This is a genomic window from Nitrospira sp. Nam74, assembly GCF_965152615.1.
In genome coordinates this window covers 4,268,666-4,286,319 of sequence record NZ_OZ224220.1, presented here as the reverse complement: position 1 = coordinate 4,286,319, position 17,654 = coordinate 4,268,666, and the positions used below count along the sequence as shown (strand labels likewise).

The 17,654-nt window shown below is 56.4% G+C and carries 8 protein-coding genes; all 8 read left to right on the top strand.

Annotation, left to right across the window (positions count from 1 at the left end):
* The first annotated feature begins 191 nt into the window (after nucleotides 1-191).
* The 8 genes from ACWHYZ_RS20175 to ACWHYZ_RS20140 all read left to right on the top strand — a co-directional run bounded on the left by ACWHYZ_RS20175 (nucleotide 192) and on the right by ACWHYZ_RS20140 (nucleotide 17,613).
* The gene (locus ACWHYZ_RS20175) at nucleotides 192-2,411 is read left to right on the top strand and encodes an ATP-binding protein (RefSeq protein WP_447984459.1); all 2,220 of its coding nucleotides are present in this window, start codon (nucleotides 192-194) and stop codon (nucleotides 2,409-2,411) included.
* Complete coding sequence (locus ACWHYZ_RS20170; RefSeq protein ID WP_447984458.1) at nucleotides 2,389-3,843, top strand: sigma-54-dependent transcriptional regulator; 1,455 nt, start codon at nucleotides 2,389-2,391, stop codon at nucleotides 3,841-3,843. The genes ACWHYZ_RS20175 and ACWHYZ_RS20170 overlap by 23 nt, the downstream gene beginning before the upstream one ends.
* 484 nt (nucleotides 3,844-4,327) lie before the next feature.
* Nucleotides 4,328-7,762, top strand: coding sequence for a molybdopterin-dependent oxidoreductase (locus ACWHYZ_RS20165; RefSeq protein WP_447984457.1), 3,435 nt, complete (start codon nucleotides 4,328-4,330; stop codon nucleotides 7,760-7,762).
* A 138-nt stretch (nucleotides 7,763-7,900) separates the two neighbouring features.
* Nucleotides 7,901-9,190 carry a 4Fe-4S dicluster domain-containing protein gene (locus ACWHYZ_RS20160; protein ID WP_447984456.1) on the top strand — a complete coding sequence of 430 codons (1,290 nt, stop codon included), beginning with the start codon at nucleotides 7,901-7,903 and terminating at the stop codon, nucleotides 9,188-9,190.
* A 218-nt stretch (nucleotides 9,191-9,408) separates the two neighbouring features.
* A complete protein-coding gene (locus ACWHYZ_RS20155) occupies nucleotides 9,409-10,083 on the top strand; it encodes an MCP four helix bundle domain-containing protein (protein ID WP_447984455.1) in 675 nt (224 codons plus the stop codon).
* Nucleotides 10,084-10,499: 416 nt separating this feature from the next.
* Nucleotides 10,500-15,353, top strand: coding sequence for a multicopper oxidase domain-containing protein (locus tag ACWHYZ_RS20150; protein ID WP_447984454.1), 4,854 nt, complete (start codon nucleotides 10,500-10,502; stop codon nucleotides 15,351-15,353).
* Nucleotides 15,354-15,465: 112 nt separating this feature from the next.
* Nucleotides 15,466-16,374, top strand: coding sequence for a carboxypeptidase-like regulatory domain-containing protein (locus ACWHYZ_RS20145; protein WP_447984453.1), 909 nt, complete (start codon nucleotides 15,466-15,468; stop codon nucleotides 16,372-16,374).
* 300 nt (nucleotides 16,375-16,674) lie between these two features.
* Complete coding sequence (locus ACWHYZ_RS20140; RefSeq protein ID WP_447984452.1) at nucleotides 16,675-17,613, top strand: carboxypeptidase-like regulatory domain-containing protein; 939 nt, start codon at nucleotides 16,675-16,677, stop codon at nucleotides 17,611-17,613.
* Nucleotides 17,614-17,654 lie beyond the last annotated feature (41 nt).

The following is a 17,654-nucleotide window of genomic DNA, read 5'->3' as shown; positions in this document are numbered from 1 at the left end:
TATCTCATAAGAGCATTCACGACTGTAAGGCGCCCTGTGGGGGATGCCTGTCCGGCAGACCGTTATGGATATCAATCCCCCGTGTTCCTCTTATACCGCAGCCAGGGGTCCATGGCCGAAAGCGTAACATCTCTTGACTAAGGACTAGTGTGGGAGCATGCTTCACAGGATCACTGTGACTCATGGTGCCCATGGCAACGCGATTGACGCAGGAATGGTGGGCAAAGCGGCAGGTTCAGCAAAAGGTTTGGACGATTCTGCTCGCCGTGTTCCTGCCATTAGTGTTATCGATTGTCGGGCAGGTCGCGCTGATAGCACATCTTCGAACCCTCCAGGAACAGCAGCACCACATCGTTCTCGCACGTGAGCAGCTTCAAATTGTCCGGCGCTTAGCCGTCGATATCGAAGACGCGTTTCGTGGGTATCTTTTGACTCGCCAAGATGCGTTTTTGAAACCCCTGCTTGAGGCCGAGCCAAAGTTGAAACCCACGATCGATCGAATTGCCACCTTGATGAAAACCTCTCCATACGTAACCTTCAACGTACAGCCAGTGGCAGAACGTCTCATGGCCTTGCTGGAGTCCAAGCGAGCTCTTATCACGCACGTGCAAAGCGGCAAGAGCGAAGACGTGCTTCGCTACGTCGAGTCTGGTCGAGGCATCGTCCTCTCGGATGCGCTCCGAGATGAACTTCGCCTGTTGGAAGATGGTTTGGATCACAATGTCCAAGCCTTGGTGGAGCACGAGGCACGAACGAGTCAGCTGGCCTTTTGGGCGTTATTGGCGGCTGTGGGCGGCGGTATTGCGTTAGGCTTCATCGGCGCCAGGCTTTTGGCGGGCTCAATCACCGGTCCACTCGCGAAGCTGCATGCCTCCGTGACCACGTTAGGCACACAGGCTGAGTCGGATGCATTGCTTCAGGGCATGGCGATCCACTCATCCGATGAAATCGGCCGGCTGGCGGCGGCGTATCACGAGATGGCCGACCGCATCAAGCGGCATATTCAGGAACTTGAAACATTGAGTGCCATCGGGCACGACATCAACAGCATCGGTGTAGACGGGTTGGATGGTGTGTTGTGGCGTATCACGGACTCCGCCGCACACTTATTAAACGCCGACGCGTGTCTCGTGATGTCGAGACACGAACGGATGGGATGTTGGGTCGTCGAGGCCGCTTCCGGAACGCGGCATGAGTTTCTGCGTCACACAGTCATGCTCTGGGAGGAATTTCCCGTCTCTGTCCAAGCATTTGAGACGAAACAACCGGCGATTGGCGAACGTCTCCGCCTCGATCACCGTCCCGAGGTGACTCGAAGGAATCGAATCGGGGAGGCCATGCTGGCGATTCCCTTATTGTCGCAAGGGGTGCCCTTCGGTGTCTTGGTCTTGCTGATGGAACGAGATGTCCCGCGTGAATTCTGGAATGTCGGTTTAGCGAAGGGGTTTGCAGATGAGGCGGCGATAGCGATTGCCAATGCGCGTCTGTATGAAGCGGCGCAAGAAAAAGGCAAAGGCCTCCAAAACCGCCTCCGTCAGCTGGAGCATCTTGCCGAGATGCTCGCGCACGACCTCAAAGGACCCGGCGAACGCATGGAAGGCTTCGCCACAATGCTGCGAGACGCCTATGGCGACAAACTTGACGGCCGTGCTCTGCGCTGGCTCGGACTGATCGAGGAAAACGGCAAGGAATTGGCCGAGCGAGTTCAGAGTATTTTTGAACTCGCAAGGGTCGGCGCATCCCTCTCGTCTGTGGAAGCTGTCAGTCCAGCTGTGGCTCTTGAGGATGTAACGAAGCAATTGAGCAGCAGTCTTGAGGCCAAACATATCCGCGTGCATGTGCAAAGTGACTTGCCCATGGTCGCATGCCATGTCGCCTATCTGCGACAAGTGTTCGAGAATCTCATCTCGAATGCGATTAAGTTCATGGATCATTCTGAGCCCGAAATACGCGTGACCGCTGAACGGGACGGCGAGCACGTGCGCTTTTCTGTGTGTGATAATGGTCCCGGAATCCCTCGGGGGCAGCAGGAACGGGTATTTCAACCATTTGTGCGGCTCGATCCCGAGCGGACGAAAGGAAGCGGCATTGGGTTAACGATCGTGCGCCGTATCATTGAGCTCTACGGAGGGGAGACGTCAATCCAGTCGGAACCCGGGTCGGGCTGTACCGTCAAATTTTCCCTGCCGGTGTTAGGGGAATGGCGCACGACTGAAGAGCACACCGGTTTTGATGCCACACGAATACCGGATGCGAGTCCCGATGAGCCGGCGGCGCTTTCGAAGGCGAAAACCATGTTGCCGACGTTGATGACGTTTCATCAGCGGTTTAGCCAGAAAGCGTCGGATGCAGAATTGAAAGAAAAGAACAGGAAGAGTGAAAGGGGGCATGATGGCGTCTCCAACGGTTGATCTGTCGTTTGCCGCCCGCACCGTGCGTGCACCGTTCACGATCCTTATTGTCGAGGACAACGCCTCGGATACAGAACTCATGCTCCATGCCATCGAACAGGCGGACCTTCGAACGGTGGAGGGAGACGTGCATTTGGAGATACGTGCGACCGCCGAAGGTGCATTAAAACTGCTCAACGAACGCCCCGTTGATTTAGTCATCACAGACATGGCCTTGCCGGGCATGAGTGGAATCGATCTTGTCAGCCACATCCAAGAAATCGACCGAAGTCTTCCCGTTCTTGTGGTCACGCGGTTGGGAGGGGTTCAAACCGCCGTCGACGCGATGCGTTGTGGCGCCTATGATTACCTTCTGAAGCCGGTCAATTCGATGGACCTTGGCATGCGTCTTCATCGTGCGATCCGAATCTCCGAGATTTTACGGCGCCACTCTGCATTTGAGCGGACGATTCAACAAGGGATGCTGGCCAACAGTCTCGTCGGCATCAGTCTCACGTTTCAGGATACGATGCGTCGAGTCCGGGAGGCCGCACAGGGACGAGCGACGGTGCTGATTATGGGCGAAACCGGAACCGGTAAGGGCCTCATTGCGAAGGCAATTCACGAGCAAAGCCGAGAGCGTGAAAAGCCGTACCAGGTCATCGACTGTACGACCGTCCCTGAAGGCATGGTGGAAAGCGAGCTCTTTGGTCATGTCCGAGGTGCATTTACCGGCGCCATTTCCGATAAGCCGGGGCTCTTCGAATTAGCCAACGGAGGCACGGCATTTTTGGATGAAATCGGAGAATTACCGTTGGCCATGCAGTCGAAGTTGCTGCGTGTCCTCGAAGAAAATGAAGTCCGTCCAGTGGGGGGAACGCGTGTCAAGCGGGTGGACATGCGGTTCGTTGCGGCAACAAACCAGGACCTTGAAGAGAAAGTCCGCACCGGCGCGTTCCGGAAAGACCTCTTTTACCGGCTGGCGGCGGTGGTCATCCGAGTCCCGCCGCTAAGGGAGCGAAGGGATGATATTCCGGTGATTGCTCGTCACATGCTCGCACGTTTCGGTCGGGAAATGGGAAAACCTCATCTCCACTTAGAGCCGTCAGCAATGGCGGAACTCGCCGACTATCGATGGCCTGGAAACGCTCGTGAGTTACGAAATGTCATCGAGCGAGCGGTGATGCTCTCCACACAGGACACCATTCCGGTTGAGGAGATTAGGAGCCTTCTTCCGTCTGGACGATCGGTGTCATCTGGAGCCATGCCGTCATATACGTCTGAACCGTACATGAAAGCCAAGCGGAAGATCCTGGCCGAATTCACCACCGCGTATGTCAAATCAAAATTAGCACTGCATGATGGCCATATTTCCAAGGCGGCCGAAGATAGCGGCATTCCTCGCCAGCACTTTTCGCTATTGATAAAGCGATACTTAGAGACGGACACCTAAGACGACGTGGTTTCCTCCAGGTAACCGGTGCGTCATCATCTTGCGCACGACATTTCTTTCGATATCTACGCTGTTACCATACCGGGACACGACAATCATTTTTTGATTTGGCCTGCCTGCGTTCCTCGTATTAGGACCTCATAACCGCCTTATTTTCCGCCGCATAACAATCTATGCAGTCGTGTAACTTACTGATAATTCGCCATGCCTTTACTCGCCTTGGGAATACTTGCATATTCCCTTATGCATGTACTTTCTTCTTGGTTCATTCTACTAAGCAGTGGTCTTTGGAAGTGTCATGTTTTTAGTGAATTTCATCAAAGGCTTCTAACATCGTTGGGACTCCTTTAGCCAATCTCTCTTCCGTGGCCTTCCTCTTGCTCAGTCGACGGGTGGTGCGACTGTCTTTACATGGAAAGGAGGGATACCAGTCAGTCGGTTCGATGTAATCCTGAGCAAGTCTTCTTCAAAGGAGGTCGTGGCAATGTTTCTTTCACGTCGTCAATTTCTTAAAGTCTCAGCCGGCACGGTGGCGGCGGCAGCCATTGCGGACAACGCGCTGGCCCTGACTGCCTTACAGCCTGTCATTGAGGTCGGTAATCCACTTGGGGACTATCCCGACCGATCGTGGGAGCGCGTCTACCATGATCAGTATCGCTATGATTCCTCGTTTACGTGGTGCTGCTCACCCAACGACACGCACGGTTGCCGGATCCGCGCCTTCGTCCGCAACGGCGTGGTCATGCGGGTGGAGCAGAATTACGATCACCAGACGTATGAAGATCTCTACGGCAATCGCGGCACGTTCGCGCATAATCCGCGGATGTGTTTGAAGGGGTATACATTCCATCGGCGCGTGTATGGACCGTATCGGCTCAAGGGGCCGTTGATGCGGCGAGGGTGGAAAGAGTGGATGGATGCCGGTTCGCCTGAGCTGACCCCCGATGTAAAGCGCAAATACAAATTTGATTCACGATTTCTCGACGACATGCTGCGTGTGTCGTGGGATACGGCCTTCACGTATGTGGCGAAAGCCATGGTGATTATTGCCACCCGCTACAGCGGTGAAGCCGGCGCTCGGCGTCTCCGTGAGCAAGGCTATCCACCGGAGATGATCGAGATGATGAAGGGCGCCGGCACGCGGTGCATGAAATTTCGATCCGGAATGCCGGTGCTCGGCATTGTCGGTAAGATGGCGATCACGCGTATGAACGGCGCGATGGCTGTGCTCGATGCCTGGATTCGAAAAGTCGGGCCCGATCAGGCACAAGGCGGACGGTATTGGACCAACTACACGTGGCATGGTGATCAAGACCCGTCGCAGCCATGGTGGAACGGTACGCAGAACTGCGACATCGATTTGTCCGACATGCGCTTCAGTAAATTGAATACAAGCTGGGGCAAGAACTTCGTCGAAAACAAGATGCCGGAAGCGCATTGGAAATTGGAATGTATCGAGCGCGGCGCGCGCGTGGTCGTCATTACGCCCGAATACAATCCTACTGCGTACCGCGCGGATTACTGGATGCCATTGCGTCCGCAGTCCGATGCGACCATCTTTTTAAATGCCTGTAAACTCATTCTCGACGAGAACATGCAGGACATCGATTACATCAAGGGCTACACCGACATGCCCATCCTGGTCCGGACGGATACGTTGCAGTATCTGGATCCGCGAGATGTGGTCAAGGATTATGCCTTCCCGGACTTCTCGAAGTCCTATTCGGGGATGGTGCAGTCGCTCAAGCCGGAGCAGGTGCAACGGCTCGGCGGCATGATGGTCTGGGACCTGGCGAAGAACCAGCCGGTGCCGCTGCACCGCGAGCAGGTCGGGTGGCACTATCAGCAGAGCGGCATCGATGCGGCCCTCACCGGGACGTATCGCGTGAAGCTGCTCAATGGCCGGGAAGTCGACGTCGCGCCGATCTATCAGATGTACCAAGTGCACTTACAGGACTACGACCTCGATACGGCGCATCAAATCACGCGGACTCCGAAAGACCTCCTGGTTCGATGGGCGCGGGACAGCGGCACTGTGAAGCCGGCCGCAATCCACAATGGCGAAGGTGTCTGTCACTATTTCCATATGACCGAGAACGGCCGGGCAGCCGCGCTGGTCCTCATGCTGACTGGGAATATTGGAAAGTTCGGGACGGGCTGCCACACCTGGGCCGGCAACTATAAAGCCGGTGCCTGGACGGCGACCCCATGGTCGGGCGCGGGCTTGGCTGTCCATACCGGGGAAGATCCGTTCAACATCAATTTGGACGCGAAGGCGCACGGGAAAGAAGTCAAGACCAAGTCCTACTACTATGGCGAGGACGTGGGCTTCTGGAACCATGGCGACACCGCGTTGATCGTGAACACGCCGAAGTACGGCCGCAAAGTCTTCACGGGCAAGACGCACATGCCGACGCCCAGCAAGACTCGATGGGTCGCCAACGTCAACGTGCTGAACAACGCCAAGCACCATTACGACATGGTGAAGAACGTCGATCCGAATATCGAAATGCTCATCACACAGGACATTGAGATGACCTCGGATGTAAACCATGCGGACGTGGCATTCGCCGTCAATTCATGGATGGAATTCACCTATCCGGAAATGACCATCACGGTGTCGAATCCGTGGATTCAGATCTGGAAAGGGGGCATTCGACCGCTGTACGACACGCGCAATGATCTCGATACGTGTGCCGGGGTCGCGGCGAAGCTAACGGAGATCACCGGCGATCGGCGCCTGAGAGACTACTTTAATTTTGTCTATCAGAATCGCGTCGATGTGTATGCGCAACGCATGCTCGATGCCAGCACCACGACGTACGGTTACAGCGCAGACACGATGCTCAAGTCGGAGAAGGGCTGGATGATGATGGTCCGGACCTATCCGCGGCATCCGCTGTGGGAGGAGACGAACGAGAGCAAGCCGCAGTGGACGCGGTCGGGCCGCTTGGAATCCTACCGGATCGAGCCGGAAGCGATCGAGTACGGCGAAAACTTCGTCGTCCATCGCGAAGGGCCTGAGGCGACACCCTACCTGCCCAACGCGATCTTCTCGACGAATCCATACATCCGGCCGGATGACTACGGCATTCCGATCACCGCGCAGCACCATGACGACAAGCACGTGCGGAACTTGAAGCTGCCGTGGCAGGAGATCAGGCGGCAGAGCAATCCGCTCTGGGAGAAGGGCTACCAGTTCTACTGCGTGACGCCCAAGACCCGGCATCGGGTGCACAGCCAGTGGTCGGTGAACGACTGGGTGCAGATTTATGAGAGCAACTTTGGCGATCCGTACCGGATGGACAAGCGGACGCCGGGCGTCGGCGAGCACCAGTTGCACATCAACCCGCAGGCGGCCAAAGACCGCGGCATCAACGACGGCGACTACGTCTATGTGGACGGCAACCCGGTGGACCGGCCGTACCGCGGCTGGAAGCCCTCGGATCCGTACTACAAGGTGGCGCGGTTGATGATCCGGGCGAAGTACAACCCGTCGTATCCGTACCACGTAACGATGGCCAAGCACGCCCCGTACGTGGCGACGGCGAAGTCGGTCAAAGGGCACGAGACGCGGCCGGACGGACGCGCGATTGCCGTGGATACCGGCTATCAGTCCAACTTCCGGTATGGGGCCCAGCAGTCGTTTACGCGGAGCTGGCTGATGCCGATGCACATGACCGACAGCTTGCCGGGCAAGCACGCGGTGGCGTGGAAGTTCAAGTGGGGCTTCCAGATCGATCACCACGGGGTCAACACCGTGCCGAAAGAATGTCTCATTCGCATCACGAAGGCGGAAGACGGCGGCATCGGGGCCCGTGGCCCATGGGAGCCGGTGCGGACCGGGTTCACTCCAGGCCAGGAGAACGAGTTCATGATCAAGTGGCTCAAAGGGGAACACATTAAGATCAAGGTATAACCATCAGTGTTGAGGGCCGAGTGCTGAGTCCTGAGTATTCAATCAGAAATCAGGATGAGTGAGGAGGATGGAGGGCTGAGCATCAACCACAGTCCTCAGTCCCCGCACCTCAGTCCTGGGATGTGAAGGAGGAAGACAATGCCGGAAGTCTATAACTGGCAACTGGGACGGAAGATGCTCTATCCCTATGAGGAGCGGCATCCCAAGTGGCAGTTCGCCTTCGTGTTTAACATCAATCGGTGTCTGGCCTGCCAGACCTGCTCGATGGCGGACAAGTCCACGTGGCTGTTTTCCAAGGGACAGGAGTACATGTGGTGGAACAACGTGGAGACCAAGCCCTACGGCGGGTACCCCCAGTTCTACGACGTGAAGATCACGCAGTTGATCGAGCAAGTGAACCCGGGCGGACAGGTGTGGAACGTGCGGGTGGGCCGCAAACACCATGCGCCGTACGGGGTGTTCGAAGGGATGACCATTTTCGACGCCGGGGCCAAGATCGGTCAGGCGGCGATCGGCTACATTCCGACGGACCAAGAGTGGCGGTTCGTGAACATCTACGAGGATACGGCCACGTCGATGCGAGCCCTCGTCGAAGGCATCGACAAGACCGGCTTCTCGCGGGATGAACCGTGGAAGCTGCAGGGCAGCAGTCTGCCGGAGCATGAAACGTTCTTCTTCTATCTCCAGCGGATCTGTAACCACTGCACGTATCCGGGGTGTCTGGCAGCGTGTCCCCGCAAGGCCATCTACAAGCGGCCGGAGGACGGGATCGTGCTGATCGACCAGAACCGGTGCCGCGGGTACAAGAAGTGTGTGGAGCAGTGTCCGTTTAAGAAGCCGATGTACCGGGGCACCACGCGGGTGAGCGAGAAGTGCATTGCCTGCTATCCCCGGATCGAAGGGAAGGATCCGCTGACGGGCGGCGAGCCGATGGAAACGCGCTGCATGAGCGCCTGCGTGGGGAAGATCCGCATGCAGAGCCTGGTGCGGATCGGCGAAGACGGCCTGTGGGCGGAGGATCGCTGGCATCCCCTGTACTTCACCATTCGGGTGGAGCAGGTGGCCCTGCCCTTGTATCCACAGTGGGGCACCGAGCCCAACGGCTTCTACATTCCGCCGCGGCACAGCCCGCGGGGGTATGCGCGGCAGATGTTCGGGCCGGGCGTGGACAACGCCATCGAGAAGTATCTGGTACCGAGCCGGGAGCTGTTGGCGGTGCTGCAGCTGTGGCGCGCCAGCCAGCAGATCGTCTTCCGGTACGACGTCATTCCGGGGCCGAAGGTGTTTGAGACCCAGATCCACGGGAAGCGGTTTGAGATGTACAACGATACCGTGCTGGGGTTCAACAAGTCGGGCAAGGAAGTGGCGCGCATCCAGGTCGAAGAGCCGATCTACATTCGGCCGGCCGAACGCGTGACCTGGCTGTAGTCCCGCGCCAGTAACGACTCACGGGGCAGGAGCCGGTGGGCTTCTGCCCCGTGCCTCTTTTTATTGCAGCTCACCTTCAATGGGGATGCGGCGATACGCGGTCGTTGTAGGCACATGAAACCTCTTGTTGAATCTCGTCATGTTGTCTCACCCCAGTTAGACCATTGAATAGACCATTGAAGATTCCACCCTTGAGGCGGCTCACGTGGATTGAAGTGATGATCAGTGCGCTCATTGCAGGGCTTGGATTCATCAGCGCCCATGCCCTCAGCCAAATTGATGCCGATCTTCAAATTATGTATCGCGAATACACGCTCGCCGCCGTGGATTTGGCGCATATCTCAGCAGAGGTGCTCAGATACCGTGTGACCATCCTCCAGGCCATAGAATGCTCGACGAAAAAGGAGTTCGAGCAGCTGACCATGCCTCTGGCCGATCGGCGCGCCCGCATTCAGCATGCGGTGGATCGATACGCGGCCGCAAGTTTACGCGTATCGCGAAGTGGACGCAGTGAACCGGAGGATTTACAGGCGGTTCAGCAGAGTCTGGATGCCTACTTTTCGTCCGCAAGCAAGACGATTACACTCCTGATCCAAAGTTGGAACGCCGAAACTCCGGCCATGGGAGTGGCGTTGCGACATGCGGCGGAACTACATGCAGCCGATAACGCGGGGCCTAAACTTATTCAAGTCACCTTGGCGCTCGATCGGTTGCTGGAAACGGTCACCGATGTCGCGAAGGATCTTCGGGATGAAGGGACGCGGGGGCTACAAGCCGTGACATGGTTCCTGACTGGCGGGGCCATAGCCATCGCCATGTTGAATCTATTGCCACCTCGGCGACCTTCACGTCCGATCTCACCAGGGGTCGCCAGATCTGAAGTAGCGGAGTGACAGGACGTCCGTGTCCATTAGATAGAAAGCAAACGCCCACTAAACCCATCGCACTCCATCGATCAGTCAACTTCTCGGCATAGTCTAGCCTCGTTGTGGAAGGCATTGCCCTAACCAGCTGATGTCTTACGATCGCCACTTTGCGAGCGCCGTTTATGCTCATCGTCCGTTCTGCATCCGGTAAAAGTTTTTGGCCTAAAGAGCTTGACTACAATAACCACAGGGGTTGACACAGCAAATCCACTTGAGTATCGTTAGGCCTCTTTTCGCTTGGTATCCGCCAGAAAATAAATATGTCTCGGTTCTAAGATATTCAAAGAGACCCAAGTGAAGGTTAGATTTTACCTGCCAGTGTTAGTACGCGGTTCACTTCATCAGTCGTTCATCCATCCATTCCATGGTAAGGAGGCCGGTCCATGTTTCACCTCAACGGTAAGTGTCGTGTTCGCAATTGGCTCCCCGGCGTCATAGCCGGCGGAGCCCTCTTCTGCGCTCCGCTGGCAGTTTCTGCCGCGTCCCCGGAGCCGCATGCTCAGCATACCTCAATGGGGCACCAAACGCCCGAATGGGCTGAAAAGCTCAAGGGACAAACGGTCGTCGAAGACGCGATGGAAGGGCACCCCAATCGCGCAGCGATGGTCGAGCAGCAGCATGAGCGCATCATGCATCAGATGGCGAACGATCCACAGGCTCAACAAATCAGCACGGGGATGTACAACTCCATGTCCATGCTCCACCAGTATGGAGCAGGCAACCAGGACATGCTGTTAATGTCCGACCCGCGGACGGAGCCGGTGTCCCAGGGTGGGCGCTGCCCCGCGAATGCTCCCGTGCGGCAGTACAACGTGTCGGCGATCAACGTCGAAATCACACTCAATCAATGGTTGGATTTCTATCCCGGCTACATGTACACCTTGACGGAAGACCTGGAAAAAGTCCGGGAAGAAGAGGCAAAGAACAAGGCCGCGCGCGAGAAAGAAGGATTCGATCCAGGCGCCGTGATCCCCGGTGTGCAAGCGCAGTGGATTCAACCGCTCGTGATTCGCGGGAACCAGGGCGACTGCATCAAGATCAAGCTTCAAAATGCCCTTGAAGGCGGGGAGGATGTGAGCCTGCACATTCACGGCTCGAACATGGTTGTCACTTCGACGGGTAAACCCGCGACGACGACCAATTCCGACTCCATCGTGGCGAAGGATAAAAGCTCTGAGTTGGAGTGGTACATCCACCCAACGACGCAGGAAGGCGCTCGTCAATTCCATAGCTACAGCAATGATCGTGAGCTGACCGTCATGGGATTGTTCGGCACTTTTGTCGTCGAGCCGAAAGGATCCGAATATTACGAACCGCTCGGGACTGGCGACGCCACGGTGCAGCGCAGTGGCTGGCAGACCATCATTAAGAATGGAACCGGTCCCGACTTTCGTGAGTTTGTGTTGATGTATCACGAGGTCGGTGATGAAGCATTCCGCCCGGTCAATAAGAAGGGCGAATTCCTCCCGCAGCGCGATCCGCTGACGGACGCGTATCGACCGGGCGGCCGCGCGATTAACTATCGCAGTGAGCCGTTCGGCATCAATAATATGCACGTGCAGCACGAGTACTTCGGCTTCGAGGATGAATCGATGGGGTATAGCTCATATACCTTCGGCGATCCATCCCCGACGATTCCTCGTTCCTATATGGGCGATCCGGCGAAGTTCCGCCTGGTGCACGGCGGATCGGAAGTCTTCCACTCGCATCATCCGCATGGCGGGACGATCCGCTGGCCGCGAAGCCCGCGGGCGATCGATGAAATGCCGATGTGGCATGCGGCAAAGAATGGCCCGGTCAAATATCCGGTGATTCGTGCGAAGACTGATCGTGTTGACGTCGAAGTGATCGGACCGTCGGAAGCGCTGGATCTCGAGACGGAGTGCGGTTCAGGTCTGTGCCAGCAGTTAGCCGGCGACTTTTTGTTCCATTGCCACGTCGCGCATCACTATGTGGCCGGCATGTGGGGCTACTGGCGCGTCTACAACACTCTCCAGCAGGGGGATATGCGCAACGATGTCATGCCTGACCTGCGCGAGTTGCCAGACCGGCAGGGCCGGATCAAGGGTCCTGTGACGTCCGACCAGTTGATCGGCAAGACGGTCGATTGGTTCGGGAAGACGTTCCAGATCATCGATAAGGGCAAAACGAATTGGAAAGCCAATCCTGCGATCGTGAACATTAAGGATTGGGTGGAGATGCAGTTGCCGACTCAAGGCAAGCCCGGACACAAGGATGATGAAAAGGGGCAAATCGTCTCTTACGATGCGACGGTGCTCGACTGGACCTGGAACGGCAACCGCGCCATGTCCGAAAAGGAAAGCACCATTGACAATCCAAAGTACAAGTCGAAGACCCCTGGACAGCGTCGGCCGATCACATTCGAGCCGACGACTGGGAAGGTCGCGTGGCCGCATTTAACTCCCCATTTCGGGAAACGAGTCATGTTCTCACCGGGTCACGTCGGTGCGCCATGGCTGGAACCCATCCACGTCGATGAGAACGGCGAGCGGACGGCTGATAATGCGAAGCCCGGTGAAAATGGACGCTGGAGTCTCTGTCCGGAAAATGCCGGACGGAAGTACTACAATATTCACTTCATTAAGCTTCCCATTACCCTGTCTAAAAAGCAGGGCAATGAACCCCCCGTCGTAGACCCGACTGGTCTGATCTACGTGCTCCATGAAGAAGAGGCGGCTGTTCGGGCTAACGATGATCTGAAATATCCGCTGGTGTATCGGGCGAATATTTATGATTGCGTCGATTGGACATTGACGAGCGAATGGGACGACGATGACTATACGAATTTCCAGTCATCGAAGATCAATATTCACCCGCATTTCTTGCAGTTCGACAACCAGGCATCGGACGGGGTGATCACCGGCTTCTCCTATGAGCAGTCGGTCCGCCCGTTCACGATGTTGGAGAAGAAGACCAAGAAGGGTCTTCCGGCACCGATGAACACGGTTGTCACTGGGGAGGCGAAGAAAGGTTCGCGGACACTTCAAGTCAAGAACGCAGCCCAGTACCATCCGAATACCGAATTACTGATCGGTGCGGATAATGTGAAGGGAAACGAGATTCAGCGGATAAAAGAGATCAAGGGCAATACCATCACGCTCGTGAAGCCCTTGCGGTTCGATCATCCGAAAAATGACATCGTCACGGTGGAATTCGTACGGCAACGGCTCTGGGCTGATGCCGATGTCGGGACCGTGTTCTGGCATGACCATGCGTTTGGGGCCACCACATGGCCGCATGGCGGGTTCGGCACACTCATCGTCGAGCCGGTTGGATCCACGTATCATGATCCAAAGTCGGGAAAAGAGATCCGAAGCGGCCCCATCGCCGACATCCGAACCTCCGAGCCGGTGGGCTATGGCGTGAACGGCAGTTTCCGCGAGTTGATGGTGCAGGTGCATGATACCGTGCCCCATACCGTCAACATCGTGACGGCCGGCAATCCGCCCGGTCAGCCTGTCGAGGTCGCCTTGGAGGCCGGCAAAACCGTCTCGTTCATGATGCCGGAGAAGTTGTATATGTCCCCGATGCCGTTCCTAAACGGGGGGACGCACACAACGGGAAGCGGGTTGAATTTCCGCGCTGAGCCGATTGCCCAGCGGTTGGCCAGCAATCCGGATGCATCGCAAATCTTTAATAGCGAGATCCATGGTGATCCCGATACGCCGCTGTTGCGGGCCTACCTCGGTGACACAATGGTATTCCGACTGCTGCATACGCTCATGAATGAAACGATGACGTGGACCCTGTCCGGTCATACCTTCTTGACCGAGCGCTATGCGGGCGATGCGAACCGAAAGAACTCGATTCATATCGGTATCGCCGAACGGTATGACTTGGTCGTTCCTCAAGCGGGCGGGCCACGGCTACAGCCCGGTGACTACATCCATTTCAACGGGCGGTCTTCCAAGTTCTCGGAAGGCGGCTGGGGGATCGTTCGGGTGTACGACAAGGAACAGCCAGACTTGCAAAAGCTGCCGGCCGGGTATTCGGCGCGTAATGAATTGCCAAAGGCGCAGCCGATTTGTCCGGAAGGGGCGCCTGTGAAGACCTTCAACGTCGTGGCGCAGGACTTCCCGTCAATGAAGTTCAATCCAAAAGCGCCCGAAACAATTGAAGTCGACTTTGAGCGGACGATCCAAATTTCGAATCCCAATGCCAAGATCTATGCCTTGGAGGAAGATGTGGCCAAGGTGGCGGAGGGGATGCATCCGATGCCGTTGACGCTTCGCGCGAACGTCGGCGACTGCATCAAAGTTAATTTGAAGAACAAAATGAAGGAAAGCAAAGCCTCCTTCTCAGCCATTGGTCTGGCCTTCGACCCCAAGGATTCGTTAGGCGCCAATGTCGGGAAGAACGGCGGCGAGCAGACGGTGGCTCCAGGAGGAAGCCGTACCTACACCTACTATGCGGACCCGTTCCTTGGGGAAAACGCTTCGTTGGTGTGGGATTGGGGCAACGTTATGGTGAATCCTCGTAACGGTCTCTTCGGCGCGATCGTGATCGGACCAAAGGGATCGAAGTATCGGGATCCCAAGACCGGTGCCGATATCTCGAATAAGAATAGCTGGGTCGCTGATGTGATTATTGATCGGTCCGTAGCGGGGAACGAGATGCGGTCGAACTATCGTGATGCTGCACTCTTCTTCCAGGACGAAGACAATATCATCGGCACCAGCTTCATGCCGTACGTACAGAACGTGGCCGGATTAACCGGGGTCAATTATCGGTCCGAGCCGTACAAGTATCGTGAAGAAGTCGGGTGTTCGCTGGGTAAAATGTTCCAACCGTGCACGGCGGATAAGCCGGAGGATCCTGTGACGCCGATTATTGAAGTACACGCGGGTGACCCGGTTCGGATCCATGTGTTCGGCGCGAACAATGAGCAGAATCAGATGTTCAGCGTCGAGAAACATGAGTGGCCTATCGAGCCGTTTATGCGGGGAGCCGACCAAATCAGCGTGGTCGAGTTCTCCGGCTCGGAAACGATCGATGCCTTTATCCCATCGGCAGGTGGTGTGTATCGGTTGGCCGGCGACTACGTCTGGAGCAACCAGCGGTTGCCATACTCACAGTCCGGTCAGTGGGGCTATCTGCGCGTCCTGCCTGCAGGCGATCAGCGGTTGCTGCCGCTAAGCGGTGCAGTTGCTGGGGCAAAGAAGGCTGACGCCGGGGAACCATCGGAGGTGAGAGGCATACCGGTGGCCTCCAAGTAAGACGACTGTCATTGCGGTCGAAGGGGGAGCCACGCGGCTCCCCCTTTTTTTTGGGCTCTCGGGCCGGTAAGATATGCAAAACCTACTCACGCTATCTCTGTCGGAGGAATCAATGCGACTGTTCATAACCGTTGCCAGTATCGCGATCATGTTAGGGGCGGTCCCTGCATGGTCGTATGAGGAAATCGAGGTGACTAATGGAGGCGCCATCACTGGGAAAGTATCGATGCTTGGCGGGAAGCCGACTCCGAAGGCCTTTAATTTGGTCACATTCCCGGATCCGGTCTACTGCGGTCGAATTTCAACCGGAACGGGTTGGCGGTTGCTGGAGGAATTCAACACGTCTCCTGACGGAGGTCTGAAAGATGTGGTCGTCTGGCTGGCTGAAGTTCCCAAGGGAAAACCTTTCAGCTTTAGGCCGCCAACGATTGAAGCAAAAGACTGTCGATTCCTACCCTTCGTGACTACCGTCAAGAACCACGAGGATGTCGTAGTGGTCAACATGGATCCGGTGATGCATGACATTCAGGCCTATGAGACCTCGCAGTTGGGGCCCCGCGTGCTGTTTAATACGCCTCTCCCCATGAATCCACACCATAAACGTGAGGTGGGCGCGCATTCCCATGAACACTTGGCGGGCGAACCGATGACGGAGCCTGTCCATCTGACCAAAGGGCGCCGTATTTTCGTCATGCAGTGTGGCTTTCACGCCTACATGCTGAGCTGGGGCATTGCAGTGGAGAATCCCTATCATGCAATTACCGATCAGGATGGGGCCTTCAGAATTGGGGATGTTCCCCCGGGAGAATATGTTCTCGTAGCCTGGCATCCGGAAACCGGCCCCATGCTGGAGCAGAAAGTCTCGGTGCAGGCCAAAGAATCCGTGACGGCAGATTTTGAGTTCAGATCCCCGACCGGCCGTCGAAGTGCCCATGAGATGGTAGAGAATCCGCACTACGGAATTGAGTCGTTAGGCAAGCCCTTGGCGATTTTGCCCACGTTGAAACAACAAACGCCGTAAGAACGAGCACGATGTTAAAAAACGCCATATTACACTCGCCCTACCCCAAAAGCACCAAGACGCGCCCTTTCCCGGGCTCTGTTCTCGCTCGCCTCAACGTACTACGCACGTGGGTAAAGAGCCTGTCTTGGCAAGCGCGGGGCAGAGGGGATGAATAGTACGCCTCGGCGCTTCGCTGCGGCCGCACTGTGGACTTTTTGAACATCGTGCATTGATATGAGGTTTAGACCGCTGGCCCCATCAAATGGGCGGCACCGGAGCTGGAAACAGCTCTCCATAGGCCTGTTATTAGAGGGTAGGGTGAGCACATCATTACGTTGGCACATTGCCATGAGCGTTGCGGTTTTTGTGTGGCTCTCATGTTTCAGTACCGTTATCCAAGCCTACGATGTTGTGGAAGTGGAAAATGGGGGGACGATTACGGGCGTGGTGACGTTGCAGGGCGCAATTCCGACGCCGAAGGCGTTTAACCTTGTGACCTTTCCAGACCCGGAATATTGTGGACGCATCTCAAACGGGCATGGATGGCGATTGCTTCATGACTTCCGAGTCGACGAAGAAAGCGGGCTCTATGGCCTCAAAGACGTCGTGGTGTTTCTCGAAGACATCGACGCGGGAAAAGCGTTTGATCTCTCAGTACCGCGCGTAGAAGCCAAGGATTGCCAGTTTGCGCCCTTCGTCACCGTTGTGCGGGACCGGCACGCCGTCGAAGTCGTCAACATGGACCCGGTGATGCATGATGTCCAGGCGTACGAGACCTCGCGGCAGTTGGGGACCCGAGTGCTGTTTAATTCGCCGTTACCGATGAATGCCCACCATCAGCGGGGAAACGTGCACGCGGACCATGGACACCAGCCGGGACGGTCCATGCTTGAAAAAATCCAGCTTAGCAAGGGTCGACGTTTTTTTGTCATGCAATGTGGGTTTCATGCCTATATGGAGAGCTGGGCCGTGGCGGTGACCAACCCGTATTACGAGATCACCGATAAGAGCGGCGCGTATGCCATCGAGCATGTTCCGCCAGGCACCTATCGTTTGATTGCGTGGCATCCTTCTATCGGAACGCTCGAGGAACGCACCGTCACGGTGGATGCGAACGCGCTTAGCCGGGTGAATCTCTCTCTCCCTGCCCCGATCGGACGCCGAACGGCGTACGAGGTGATGGAGCCGGCACGCTTCGGCCCCGAAGCCTTGGGTCGGCCGGTCAATATCGATCCCTTTGTCGAACGTCAGCGCTGACCATTAACCATATCGTGATAAACCTATCGAAGTCTAAGCAG